The sequence below is a fragment of the Pedobacter ginsenosidimutans genome (assembly GCF_001442625.1).
Taxonomy (GTDB): domain Bacteria; phylum Bacteroidota; class Bacteroidia; order Sphingobacteriales; family Sphingobacteriaceae; genus Pedobacter; species Pedobacter ginsenosidimutans.
This window is the reverse complement of sequence record NZ_LMZQ01000009.1, coordinates 200,315-213,295: the sequence shown is the minus strand read 5'-3', so window position 1 is coordinate 213,295 and position 12,981 is coordinate 200,315. Positions and strand designations below refer to the sequence as shown.

Below are 12,981 nucleotides of genomic sequence, written 5' to 3'. Positions count from 1 at the left end.
GCTCAGGTGTCTTAGGTGGCAAAAACCAACCCTAAAACAAATCCGTCTTCAGCATGGTCTTCAAAATATTCGATTGTACATCGAAATTATTGAGGTGGTTTAGGAAATTAATGTCCGATATTTTACCGTAACTATCTTCTAACAAATTAACAACCTCATTGGGAATTGCCGTTTTTAAAACCGCAGCATTACTTTTTAACTTATCGTTTTTATATTGCAGTTCTTGTACAATCCGCTCCCGCTCTGAAAGGTTATTAGACATATCCAAATCTTTCAAAATGGTTAAATCGCAGAACAAGAACAGGTTTCTGCTTGGAAAAAACAGGTAATAACTGTCTATATCTAAAAATTTATATACTTCAATTACCAGTTCACCCGATTTTAAACCAATATAAAATTCGGTCCGAAAATCGTACTTACACAATTTGCCCATCAGTTTTTTCTCGATGGTTGCATAAACATTGGTATACACCTGTTTACTTTGAAAATCAATCAGTTTAGCAAATTGATCGGTGGTGAGATCGAAATAAAAATCGTTGGCGTATTTAGAGCTAAAAACGTTGATATTTTTGGAGAAAGGAAAATCGGAACTTAGATCAGAAAGCACACTAAATAGTTTCCGGAGCGATAGGTTCACTTTTAACGATTGCTTTTGTTTATCCTGCTGATAACTTTTCTGATCAACAAGCGCACCTGCCATGCGGTCGATCAGCTCTTCATTCAGGTCAATTTCATCGTAAATAAGCGATACGTTTTTCTCATTGCTCTTTTTAATCTTTTTGAGCAGTTCGATCACGCTATCGGTAAACTGAAGATGGAAAAGATCTAATTTTTCGATCTCTAATTCTTCGTTGTTGGCAAAAAGTTGATGAATAACCTGGCTTCTTAAATAAATTTTATAAATCACCTCATCATCAAAAAACACAGAGAGCAACTGTAAACGGTTGATCTCTGCGCTTGATTTTTTGATAATATTTAAACGGTATTCATCCATATTTTAATTAACTCACCCTCGTAACGTTCTTTTTCAACTCTGTTTCCAAAGTTTTAAGTTCGCCATCTAACACTCTTCTACTCTGTGCACCCGCTTCATGGATCTGTTTAACCTCATTAAGCGTTTCAATCAACGATGAAGTGGTTTGTTTCAAGGTTTCCAAAGATACTACTGTTTTTTCATTCTCTTTGGCTACATCGATACTGTTTTGTTTTAGCATCTCAGCATTTTTCTGCAAAATAGTATTCGTGGTATCCGAAATTTTCTTCTGCATCTCTACGTTGGCTTTTTGCCTTTGTAAAGCAACAGCAATGGTCAATTGGTTTTTCCATACCGGAATGGTTGTAGATACAATCGACTGTGCTTTTTCTGCAATTGAAGTATTGTTGTTCTGTACCACACGGATTTGCGCTAAAGATTGCAACATGATGAAACGAACAATTTTCATGTCGGCCAGTCTTTTATCCAAACGGCTAATAAAATCCCTTAAATCGGCAATTTCATAATCCTGGTAATCGGCAGGTCGGCCTTCCATCTCAGCAAGTTTGATGCTCAGCTCGTTGTATTTCATCTGTCCGGCAATAATCAGTTCCTCCATTTGGTGAATATAACCTACATTGCTATCGAACATGGTTTGCAGCGAACTGTTGTCTTTAATGGAGTTTAACCTTCCAGCTTTAATTTTGTTGGTGATTTTATCAATATTATTCACCACCACATCATACTTCTGGAAAAGTTTTTTTACATCAACAACAAGGCTTTTTAAAAACGGGATTTTAGAAATAAAGTTCTTAAATGCACTTTGCTCCAATTCTGAAACATCGATATAATTCAGTTCGGTAAGCAGTTCGTTAATTAAACCGCCAACTTCGCCACTGTTATAGGTCCGTACAGACGATAAAAACTCGTTACTGTATTTCTCCATTGAGTTTTGGGCATCGCTTCCGTAATTCAGGATAGAATTTACATCTGATGGTTCTAACGATTTTCCAATCTCATTGTATTTAAGCGTTTCCTCTGAGGTTATTTTCTCGAGATCCACATTGCCATCTTTATCCAGTTTAACCGGAGTAAGGGCTTGGGTAACGTTTGGGTTGGTTTCCATAGTTTGATTAATTACCAGCCTTATGGCTTATAAATAGTTTTGAGTTACGGTTTTAACGGTCTCTTCGAGTTTCTTATCTTTGGTTGGTTCGCCAATGGCATTAAATTTCCATTCGCCGTTTTTCTTGTAAAAAACACCCATTACCATCGATACGTGACCAGCAAAGTTGGCTCCGTTAGCAATATCGAATTTAGCAAAAACTTCGTTAACACGTTTTGTTGTGCCCTCATAAATGCGGATTGACGCAAAAGGGATCGTACCAAAATCATGGCCCCTAAAACTATTCAATACAAAGGCAACATAGTTTACATTGGCATCCAACTGAGAGAAATCAAGTGTGATAATCTCGTTATCTAAGCCATCATCGCCGCCCATATCGCCGGTTAAATCATCGCCGCTATGTTTTACAGAACCATTTTTAGACTTTAGGTTACCAAAATAAACGACCTCTAAAAGTTGTTTGTTTTCGTTGTATAATGCACAGCTTCCATCTAAATCTACCGCTTCTTTTGATGATCCGAAACCGAAAAGGCCTTTCTTTTCAATGGCGCCCCAGTTAATACCTACACAAACATTCTGAAGTTTGCTGCCATTACTTTTTTCCAGACTGATACGTTGTCCTTTTTGAAGATTTATTGCCATAATATTATTGATATTTGTTTAAATAATCCTGTAAACCACCTTTCATACCTACGCCAACAGCTTCAAATTTCCATTTGCCTTCGCGCTTGTAAATTCTTCCAAATTCTACTGCTGTTTCGATAGAGAAATCTTCTTCTAATTCGTATTTTAAGATCACCTCATTGGTTACGGCATCAAAAATACGGATGAAAGAGTTTCTAACCTGACCAAAATTCTGTCTTCTGTTATCAGCATCGTGGATGGTTACCACAATACAGATCTCGTTTACTTTAGCATCAGCTTTGGTTAAATCAATTTTGATCTGCTCATCATCGCCATCGCCATCACCGGTTAAGTTATCACCTGTATGCTCTACCGAACCATCTGGAGAAACCAAATTATTGTAGAATACAAAGTTTTCGTCTGAAATTAGTTTTTTCTGATCGTTTAGTAAAAAAATTGAAGCATCTAAATCGAATGCAGAACCTGTTGAAGAGCTGTTGGTATCCCAACCTAAACCTATTGTAAATTTAGGAGCATCGATATTTTCTCTTTGCCCCTTTTGCAAATTAATAGCCATATTTAAATTAATTTATAATTGTTGTTTTTGATATAGTCTTTTATAAGATGTAAATTTTTAGAATACGCTTCTATGGTATGGTAGTTATTCCCTAAGGACAGATCGTAAAGCTGATTGATAAAATCGGTACTTCTACGTTCTAAAAATAGATTAAAACTGCTCGAAGTAGTATTTAAAATGTATTTTACAATACGGGTATTAAACCTGAAATTGCCGCTATCGATAATTTCTTCCAGATCAAAAATAGATTTGATCTGATGGTAATTCAGAAAATTCTCTACATTGGGATGGATATTTTTATTGACCAGTTCGGCGAAATAAAGCATATGCATTTCATTCTTTAAACCGTATTCCTTAGCCATTTTTAAGATCATCCGCTCATGGCTTCCGGTAATTCTAATATCATCCAGAAATAAAAGTGTTTTACCCGCGAGAAAATCTTTATCAATGTGGAATGAATCATTTCCAATCAATGAAAGCCTTTCTTCGGCACTTAACTCACCATAATCTTCTTTATAAGTAATGGTTCTGTGCACTTTGGTTTCCTGTACCGCCAAGCCACCATTTTCGACCAGCCAACGGTTAAGCTGGCAAACGAAATAGTTTTTCATGGCGAAGGTTGCCGTTGGAATAAAACTATAAGGACTAGAGATAACCACAATCTGATCGGTAATTACATTATCAGCTAAATAATAGCGGATAAAGCCATCGGCGAGGTCTTTTCCAAAAGATCGGGCCACCAGGTCATCGCCAAACTTAAAGCGACTGTAATCGTCGGCACTAAAGCCAAAATCGACTGTATTGTCTATTTTATGGAGTGAGAAATTATACGGTATCATAGAGTAGGTGTGAGATAGATAGGTGATTAGAATTGATGAGCATACTGTTAATTCCCATTGCTTCTGCCCCACGAACATCAGCATGCGGGTTATCGCCAACATGGATTACATCTTTTAACATTAACTCCGGATGTTTTCTCCTGTCGATGGTATCTAACATCAACTGAAAAAATCGGGTATTGGGTTTAGACATCCTTACTTCATCAGAATACAGTTGAAAATCGATAAACTTATCGATCCCCAAATGATTGATTACTTTTTTTAAGGTTTTCCCTTTTATAAAACCAGTATTGCTTAAAATATTGGTCGAACTTAAACCCGTTGACTTAAGCTGTTCCAATACGGTCAAAGAACTATCGCTATATAGCAAAGGCATGTGGGTAAAAACCAGTTGTTCCATGTCGTGATCAATCTCCTGCAGATCTACATCATGAAAATTGAAATCATAATCATTGATCATACTGATGATCATTAAATACATTTCATCAGCATCCACATTTTTCCCTGTCCGCTCATTAATGGCGTTTACCATTAAATCTACCTGACGAAAAATAACAGCAATTTCTGCTAAATTTTTATGCTTAGTATTAAATTTCTGGTAAAAATATTGTGTCCGCTCCTGTTTATACGCTGGATTTGATTTAATCAACGTTAACCAAAGATCGAATGAGTAATGTTTGTAAAAAGCCATTGCACCCTGTTTCCTATAAATTCTAATATTACAAATTTGATTGTAATATTACCAACGTTTAATTGTAAGATTTATCACAGATAAGCCCTATAATTTAAGATTTATCCAATACCTTTTCGGCATCGTCCGAAATGATGATATCGCTTTTGTGTTTTTTGGGATAGTTAAACAATAAGGACGTTAATACTGGTATAATGAAAATGGCTACCGTAAAGATAGAGACAAAAAGATCTGTTTTTTCACCTTCGATAGCATGAGAAATAGGCGATTCGGGATAGAAATGTGTTACTAATGATGAAGTAAGTTTAATTCCTAAAACAGCAATTACGATGAATGCTATCGTTTCTAAAAAGGTAAATTTCTCCATCAGTTTAACAAAAGCCTGTGCCACAAAACGCATAGCCAAAATCCCGATAAAAACACCAATATAGATTAACCAGATATGATCGGTAAAAGCCACAGCAGCAAAAACATTATCGATAGAGAAGGCCAGATCCATTACCTCTACTAAAGCTACCGTTGCCCAAAAATTCCCCATTAAGCCAACAGTAGATTTATAAATCCAGCTTTTGCTTTTGTCTACTTCCTCTTCTTCTTCCTTGCCTTTATTGTTCTTTTTTCTAAAATAATCGAAAGCCAGGTACAACAGGTATAAACCGCCAAGTGGTTTTAGCCACCAGATTTTAACCAACCATGCAGCCAGGAACAAACAGATCCCCCTAAAAACGTAAGCACCAATAATACCATATTTTAATGCCTTTTCTCTTTGCGATTTTGGCAGATCCATTACCATAGTAGCCAAAACAGCAGCATTGTCTACCGAAAGCAAACTTTCGATCACAATTAAATTCAAAATAATTAATAATCCGGCCTGTATATCGTCACCTAAAATCGTGTGCAAAAAATCCATTGAGCGAGTGTGTATGTTTTAAATTAAAGTTTTAGTTGACAGCAAAGAAACAAAATTTTATCAATCCCGATGCTTCAATCTTTTTTATTTATTGAAATGTTTTACTGATTAGATACTTAATCAGTAAAACTGTTACGTAATAGGATTGAAATTTTATTTGTTGATCTCCAATTGATAAATATTACCTTTTTCTCCTGCAAGAACAACCTGTTTACCTTTTTTTGCTTTTTGAACGGCATTAAAACTTTTATCAGAAATGTGTTTCCAGTTTTGACCGCCATCAGTAGAAATATCTGTTCCTGAAGTACCTGTAGCAATTAAGGTTTTAGCATTAATATAGGTTACACCCGACCGGAAGCCTAAAACCGGGGTAACTGGCTTTTGCCAGGTTTTGCCTCCATCGCTCGTTAAAAGAATATTATTGGTATTTTCTTTATCTTTTACATAGTTTCCGCCAACAGTTACACCAATTTTTTCATTCAAAAAATCAATGGAGAAAGGACCTGTGCTATTTTCGCCCTGTAAAATAGAGCATTTAAATACCTGCCAGTTTTGTCCATAATCCGGAGAAAAGTAAATGTTGGCTACTGCTCCACCTGATGCAATCCAGGTTTTACCACCAGCCAACGTTTTAATGGTTGTTCCACTGGCCGCAAAACTCGCCTCACCTTTTGATAATTTAGTTTTGAGGTTTGCAGATATATCCTGCCAGGTTTTACCTGCATCCAGGGTTTTGAGCAACTGCATATTATCATTAATAGGATCGCCAAAAATGAGTCCTTTATCTTTATCCCAGAAACCTACCCCATCCAAAAATATAGCAGAATCTACATTTTTATAATTTTCTGTCCAGGTTTCGCCTCCATCTACTGTTTTCAGAATGTATGCCGGCGATGCAATGCCCACAATAATGGCTTGCTTATCGTCGAAAGCCTCGATATCCCTGAAATCGATTTTTTCGTAGCCCTTTGGTTTTAACCATTTCCAGGTTATACCACCATCAGTAGTTTTACCTACCGATCCATTACTACCACTTACCCAGGTAACCCGATCTGATACGACACTTAAACCCCGTAAACTGGTTTTGGTATTCTCGTTTAAGGGTTTAAAGGAATACGACTGTGCAGTGCAAAAAAAAGGTGCCATTAAAAGGCACCATAGAATTTTCTTCATCTATAAATTATTTTACCCGTCTAAAAGTTTCTGATCGGCCTAAAAGAGAAATACCTACATAACCGCGAACGTTTAACACATCGGTACTTTTTAAAGACATATTACAGCTGTATGTTTTGCCACTTTTCGGATCGTAAATCGTTCCATCAGTCCACTTACCATCATCGTAAACAAAATCCTTTAATATTTCCAGATTCAATAAAGCACGCTTTTGTAGCTTTTCGTCAGGGTTTTTAGCATCTAATTTAGGTTTACCATTTAGATTGGGTTCCTTCATCCAGGCTAATTTCCCATAATATTTATCGCCTTTTTTATAAATTTCTATTTGCCCCTCACCCGATGGATTAAGCCATTTGCCTACAATAGCATCTTTGTTCTGTGCAAATGCAGAAAACGATACTGCAACAAAAAGCAGCATTAAAAATGGTAACTTTCTCATATTTTTTATTTCTAGTTAGTTTCTAAAGATAATAATTACACCTTATATGGAAACACTAAATAAAGAGAAAAATTATGAGAACTTTTGAAAATCCTAAAATTTACTTTGAAACGATCGGTAGGTACTTGGCACGATATGCATAAAGCAGGAATAAGTTAAACAGGAGCATTACGGCAACCATTGGTAAATCTTTCGGACCTAAAAACGCATGGTAAAGAAAAATGTTTAAGGTAACCGGGAAAATTATGAGTGCAGCTAAAGGTGCTGTACGGCCAATAAGCAATAGTATACCACTAACCAGTTCGGTTATTTTGATCAATGGAAAAAGGTACACAGATGCCATCAAGCCAGTCATAAAACTAGTTTGTGCCGCTGTCATTTCCGGAGCCTTAGGCATTAAATTAAGAAAATAGCTTACAGAAGCAAAAAGATACATGGCGGCTAATAGCACGCGTACAATAATAACTGCAATTTTCATAGTGGTTTAATTTTTGGTTTCTAAATTTAAAAATAATAAAAGTTATTTATAGTTTATTGGGCATTTGTTCATTAGTCATTAGCACATTGGGCATGGGTACATGGGTGTAATAATAAGTTAATCTGTTTTGGTTGATGGTTTTATGGTTAATAGCCATAGTCCATTAACCATGAGCTACTGACCATTTATATTATCTAATTCGCTCTTTATATTACCGCACCCGTGATTTATATTATTGTACCCGCGATTTATATTATTGCACCCACGATTTATATTATTGCACCCACGATTTATATTACCGCACCCGCGATTTATATTACCGCACCCGCGATTTATATTATTGTACACTTAATTAATAAAATACCATGAACTAAGGACTCAGGGCTCCCCCCCTATTATTATCAAGTGTTAATTGTTGCCATTGTTTTGTTGTTTTTTCCCTTTGGGATGTTAATTGTTATTTACTTTCTATCAGTTTAACCCAATTATTTACCAACTGCTCAAGCGCAGATTGTTTTGCTTCAATATCGGCCATACTGTGAAACCTTGCTTCACGCCTATCTTTCCAATTACCTTGTAATAAAGATGGATCTTCGATCATATTTCCATCGTAAAAAATAAAAATGATCTGCACATATCCTTTTGCCCTAAGGTTAAAAGCAGCCAAATCTTTTATATAAAAAAAACTTGGTGAATTCCACTTCACTCTTTCTTGCAGTTTAGGATTTGCATTCAGTATGATACTTCGTAACCGCTCGACCTCCTGTTTAAAAGGATGCTGGAGTTTTTCCATGTAATTATCAACCTGATCTGCTTTCTGCTTGTGCTCCTTACTGCCCATTTTCAAGTTTTGTTAATTTGATATCCATCCATGGTACCCAGTTTTTACCATCAAACTGTTCCCATGTCCCTTCAATAGTATTTGTTTTAAAATTCCCTTTAAATCTTTCTGTATCGGCAAATATTAAAATAATATCATCGTAAATTTTAAGGGTAGATATGGAAATATTGCCTTCATTATCGAACGATTGCGACCTAAAAACATCCTCCATATCATCATAGTGCGTAATTTCCAACGATCGGATCTTTTTATCACCAAACATGATATCTACCTGATGCATTAAGAAAAAACCACCATCAACCCATTCGTAGGTATCGGTTCCAGTGATTATATCACCTGATTTTGTTAAACCTTCTGTTTTCCATTTGCCGATATAGGGATTTAGTAGATTAAGCCTGTTGTTTCTCATAAATTTAATTAAAAATCAATTGCTATCCAGCTCATTGTAAATATTCTTTAACTGATGAACATGTCTTTGTGTATGATAAATCACGAAATAAATTGCCTCCAACCGGGTTAGAAAGCCATATCCGGGCAGCTCATAAGCGGTACATGTTTTAGTTAAATCCAAACCAGTTATCGCATCTGATATCCCCTCCCTGATCTGCTTTAAACTTTTTAATAATTCAGGTTGATTATATGTCCTGTCTTCAGGATAGATCTCTTTAGGCGAATTGTACTTCACATTGAAATTCAAAAAATCTTTTCTGATTTCTTTTACCATTAAATCTGCCGGTTTATCTGTTTCGGTTACCGGCCCATTAATCACCTCCAGGAAACCTGAATTCGACAAAACCAGGTGCTCAGCCAATTGGCCTGCAGTCCAGCTCCCTTCAAAAGGTACCTCGTTGATCTGTGGGGAATCAAATCTCGAAAACTCATATTCTAATGCCGACAAAGTTTCATCGGCTTCTCTAATTATTTTTTCCATAGTTTACATATAATTCATTCCAGGATAGTTTAATAACCTGCGCCATAAGGCAATCTGCCCGATGCAATTGGCTTCTCTATAACTGCTAAAGCTGATCATTTCAAACAATGTGATCTCCATTCCGGGGATATTGAGTTTCTCTTCCAGTTTCTCATCAGTAGCCTGGGTTAAAGCCTCCTGTAACTTTGGAGAAATTGCTGCCCAATCTTTAATGAAATCTGCGAGTAAAGGATAAGTGGCATCATCTACAATCCCTTTGTTATTGGCAAAAAGTTCGTCGGTTACGGATGGAATATCGATACCAAATGATTTGGCCAGAAAATAGCGGCCATGCACCACACTCCCGGTAATCCAGGCAATGTGATTTGCTTTCGTATCTAATCTTTTATGTGCATCCTTTTGGTCTATCCCATCTAAAGCCCTTACTAAAAAATCTGTTTGCATTTCGTACAACACTATAAAGCCGTACATTCTGCTACTCTTTGGGGTGGTTTTCATATGTTTATTAATTAGTTGATTAACTGAAAATAAAGTTAGTTGTTAATTTAGCTGAACACCGTTGCCGTAAAAGTCAATCTTAAGGGGCATTTCAGACAATTTTTATATATTTACGATACTTAAATTTTTAACCAAATGATACAAGTAGGTGTTTTACTGCCCCAAAATTTCAGATTATTAAGCATAGCGGCTATTTTGGATGTATTTGATACTGTTAATGGATTTTATCGGAAAGATGGCCTCGAAACTCCATTTAACATTAGTTTAATTACACTGGAGGATAAAAATTACAATTTTAGTGCGCATCCTTGTGTGCCCTTGCAAAAAGCTGCACATCTTGATCTTATTTTGGTTCCTTCATTTGCAACCAACGATATTAAAGATTCCATCGCAGCAAACCGAAACTATATCCCCTGGTTAAACAAACAACATGCAGCAGGCGCAGAAATTGCTACTTTTTGTACTGGTGCATTTTTACTTGCAGCATCAGGATTGCTGGATGGTAAAGCGGCTACCACACATGTTGATGCCTGCTCTGCCTTTTCTATGGCATTCCCCCTGGTTCATTTAAAGGCTGATAAAACGGTAACACAGGATGGAAAATTATTTACAAGTGGTGGAGCAACCTCTACTTTTCATTTATTGCTGCATCTTTTACAGCTTCATTGTGGAAAAGATATGGCCATTAAGGTGGCGAAGATTTTTGCGATCGATATGGACCGTGTAAACCAATCATACTTTAGCACCTTCCAGCCTATCCGTCATCACAATGACGATATTGTTGCCTCTGCTCAAGAAAAAATTGAAAACAATTATCAGGATGTAGCTACCATCGAAGAGATGATTAAAGATATTCCTTCCAGTAGAAGAAATATTGTACGTCGTTTTAAACAGGTGATTGGTATTACGCCTATCGAGTATCTTCAACAAACCCGTATCGAAGCAGCTAAAAAGTTATTAGAGCAAACTGCTCAACAAATGACAGAGGTAATTTATAACTCCGGCTACAATGATCCCAAAGCATTTAGGAAAGTGTTCAGAAAATCAGTTGGGATGACGCCTACTCAATACCGCGATAAATTTCAAGCGAGGTAAACAGATACCGAGGAACAGCAGAATGACAAATCGACACTACAAAACCAACTATATAAATAGTTTTCAACATTAAAATTAATTATGTTAATAATTAATATAAAATAAATGCATCGCCCTATATAATTTAAGATAACTTAACGTTATAATTACACTAACCAAATAACTATTTATATGAGCACATTCCTTTTAATCACAGCGGTATTTTATATTGTTTCCTTTGGATTAATGTTGTACTGCTATTTCTCCGCTGAGCAGATTCCCAGCGATGATGAAAAATTTTAATCAGTTCTTTTCCCGTCATCAAAGTTAACGTCTCCCTTTAAGCCAATACATTGAACTTTCTCACAGAAAGACAATGAAATGTTATGGCCAAACTGACCACTTTAAAAACATCTTTTTATTTATTGGCGATCCACTTAATCAGGTAGGGTGCAGCTCCTGTATACCATAAAACTGCGGAGATTAAAAATATAGCTATCAGGATCCATAAAATCGGCCATCCTTCAAACTTATGTTTTGAACCAGGGGTATAAGACTCATTAAGGTTATTATGGTCATTGTCCATCCTATCGCCCTTTTTCACCGGTTTCGGATTAGAGATATTGCTCATAAAATATTCAGTTAGAAATGCAAACTTAAGCTATAAACCTATAAATCAAAAATTAGTTTTAACATTCTTATGTTTTAAAATCGATAAAGGATAAAAATCATTAAAACTTCAACTATTAATATTTGGTTTTGAGCAAAACTAAGCAGAAAAACTTAAATAAAGTGGCAAATATTGTAGAATTAGGAAGTCATATTTTAAAAAACAGACTTCATTGGCTATAGCTATTGCTTAGAAAAGGCCTGCTGATATTTCAACGGTGTTTTACCGGTTATCTCCCTAAAGTATTTATGGAAACTGGTAAAGTTGTAAAAGCCGCAGTCGTAGCAGATTTCTTTAACGGTTAGATCATTTTCGATCAATAACTTACAGGCCTGCCCTACTCTAATCTCGTTCAGAAACTGCGTATAAGTTTTTCTACTTTTAGTTTTAAAGAATTTACAGAAAGAATTGGGACTAATTTTAGCTACCGCAGCAATTTCCTTTAGTTCTATTTTATTTTTGTAATTGCTGATGGTATAGTTATAAATAGATTGGATCCTGTCTTTTTCGTTCTTCAGAAAGTTTGGCTTAAACCCTAGCGAAACTAATATATTTTTTTCTTCACAATTGGCTATTTCAGTTAATACCTCAAGTATTTTTATAATCTTCATGGTACCCGTAGCCTCAATAATCTGTGGCATTAAGCCGGCAATTCTCTCTTTTGAGGCGCCTTGCAACTGAATTCCCTGTCTCGATTGAAGCAAGACTTTTTTGATCTCCTGATTTTCGGGAAGGTCGAGAAAATCCTTACCCAAAAAATCCTCCTTAAAATGAATCGCATAAACATCAACCGGCTCACCAGCTGTTTCATCAAAAAATTCTGGGTCGAAGCGCCAGTAGTGGGGCAAATTGCTCCCGAGCAGAACAACATCACCATCCTTGAAATTTTTAATACTATCGCCAATAAACTGCGTTCCCCTACCTTCTTTAACGTAGATCAATTCTAATGCAGAGTGGTAATGCCAACGGTTGTTTATATCAGGCATAATGTCTCTTCGAGCGCTAAAAGAATCTACCGAATTAGTAGATACATTAAGTAAATGCGGTTTCATAAAATTTTAAAAAATCAATCTAATATGCAAAATTATTTTGCAATGTAAAAAATTGAGCCAATATCATTTAATAATTAGATCATAA

At 35.9% G+C, this 12,981-nt stretch carries 17 protein-coding genes; 1 reads left to right on the top strand and 16 read right to left on the bottom strand.

Going from position 1 to position 12,981, the window contains the following annotated elements; genetic code table 11:
* Positions 1–31: 31 nt before the first annotated feature.
* The 14 genes from ASU31_RS14425 to ASU31_RS14360 all read right to left on the bottom strand — a co-directional run bounded on the left by ASU31_RS14425 (position 32) and on the right by ASU31_RS14360 (position 10,100).
* Positions 32–994 (bottom strand): hypothetical protein, encoded by a 963-nt coding sequence (locus ASU31_RS14425; protein ID WP_057932994.1) that lies wholly within the window; start codon positions 992–994, stop codon positions 32–34.
* Between the two features lie 7 nt (positions 995–1,001).
* Positions 1,002–2,099 (bottom strand): toxic anion resistance protein, encoded by a 1,098-nt coding sequence (locus ASU31_RS14420; RefSeq protein ID WP_057932993.1) that lies wholly within the window; start codon positions 2,097–2,099, stop codon positions 1,002–1,004.
* Positions 2,100–2,126: 27 nt separating this feature from the next.
* Positions 2,127–2,741 (bottom strand): TerD family protein, encoded by a 615-nt coding sequence (locus ASU31_RS14415; protein WP_057932992.1) that lies wholly within the window; start codon positions 2,739–2,741, stop codon positions 2,127–2,129.
* A 4-nt stretch (positions 2,742–2,745) separates the two neighbouring features.
* Positions 2,746–3,300, bottom strand: a complete 555-nt coding sequence (locus ASU31_RS14410; RefSeq protein ID WP_057932991.1) for a TerD family protein — start codon at positions 3,298–3,300, stop codon at positions 2,746–2,748.
* Positions 3,301–3,302: 2 nt separating this feature from the next.
* Positions 3,303–4,139, bottom strand: coding sequence for a phosphoribosyltransferase family protein (locus tag ASU31_RS14405; RefSeq protein ID WP_057932990.1), 837 nt, complete (start codon positions 4,137–4,139; stop codon positions 3,303–3,305).
* Complete coding sequence (locus ASU31_RS14400) at positions 4,126–4,830, bottom strand: HAD family hydrolase (RefSeq protein ID WP_057932989.1); 705 nt, start codon at positions 4,828–4,830, stop codon at positions 4,126–4,128. The genes ASU31_RS14405 and ASU31_RS14400 overlap by 14 nt, the downstream gene beginning before the upstream one ends.
* Positions 4,831–4,924: 94 nt before the next feature.
* Entirely contained in the window at positions 4,925–5,740 is an 816-nt protein-coding gene (locus ASU31_RS14395; protein ID WP_057932988.1) for a TerC family protein, read from the bottom strand.
* Between the two features lie 153 nt (positions 5,741–5,893).
* Positions 5,894–6,913: a WD40/YVTN/BNR-like repeat-containing protein gene (locus ASU31_RS14390; RefSeq protein WP_057932987.1), complete on the bottom strand. Its 1,020-nt coding sequence runs from the start codon at positions 6,911–6,913 to the stop codon at positions 5,894–5,896.
* 7 nt (positions 6,914–6,920) lie between these two features.
* Complete coding sequence (locus ASU31_RS14385) at positions 6,921–7,352, bottom strand: DUF2147 domain-containing protein (protein WP_057932986.1); 432 nt, start codon at positions 7,350–7,352, stop codon at positions 6,921–6,923.
* Positions 7,353–7,452: 100 nt separating this feature from the next.
* Positions 7,453–7,830, bottom strand: coding sequence for a DoxX family membrane protein (locus ASU31_RS14380; RefSeq protein WP_057932985.1), 378 nt, complete (start codon positions 7,828–7,830; stop codon positions 7,453–7,455).
* A gap of 457 nt (positions 7,831–8,287) precedes the next feature.
* The gene (locus tag ASU31_RS14375) at positions 8,288–8,671 is read right to left on the bottom strand and encodes a DUF1801 domain-containing protein (RefSeq protein WP_057932984.1); all 384 of its coding nucleotides are present in this window, start codon (positions 8,669–8,671) and stop codon (positions 8,288–8,290) included.
* Positions 8,661–9,080, bottom strand: coding sequence for a hypothetical protein (locus ASU31_RS14370; RefSeq protein ID WP_057932983.1), 420 nt, complete (start codon positions 9,078–9,080; stop codon positions 8,661–8,663). The genes ASU31_RS14375 and ASU31_RS14370 overlap by 11 nt, the downstream gene beginning before the upstream one ends.
* 15 nt (positions 9,081–9,095) lie before the next feature.
* The gene (locus ASU31_RS14365) at positions 9,096–9,602 is read right to left on the bottom strand and encodes a DinB family protein (protein ID WP_057932982.1); all 507 of its coding nucleotides are present in this window, start codon (positions 9,600–9,602) and stop codon (positions 9,096–9,098) included.
* 3 nt (positions 9,603–9,605) lie between these two features.
* Positions 9,606–10,100 (bottom strand): hypothetical protein, encoded by a 495-nt coding sequence (locus tag ASU31_RS14360; RefSeq protein ID WP_057932981.1) that lies wholly within the window; start codon positions 10,098–10,100, stop codon positions 9,606–9,608.
* Positions 10,101–10,235: 135 nt separating this feature from the next.
* Here ASU31_RS14360 and ASU31_RS14355 point away from each other — a divergent pair, with 135 nt between their 5' ends.
* Complete coding sequence (locus ASU31_RS14355; protein ID WP_057932980.1) at positions 10,236–11,195, top strand: GlxA family transcriptional regulator; 960 nt, start codon at positions 10,236–10,238, stop codon at positions 11,193–11,195.
* Between the two features lie 397 nt (positions 11,196–11,592).
* On the opposite strand, the gene ASU31_RS14350 is transcribed toward ASU31_RS14355, so the two are convergent.
* Positions 11,593–11,805: a hypothetical protein gene (locus tag ASU31_RS14350; RefSeq protein WP_057932979.1), complete on the bottom strand. Its 213-nt coding sequence runs from the start codon at positions 11,803–11,805 to the stop codon at positions 11,593–11,595.
* 221 nt (positions 11,806–12,026) lie between these two features.
* Positions 12,027–12,896 (bottom strand): AraC family transcriptional regulator, encoded by an 870-nt coding sequence (locus ASU31_RS14345; RefSeq protein WP_057932978.1) that lies wholly within the window; start codon positions 12,894–12,896, stop codon positions 12,027–12,029.
* Between the last annotated feature and the right edge of the window lie 85 nt (positions 12,897–12,981).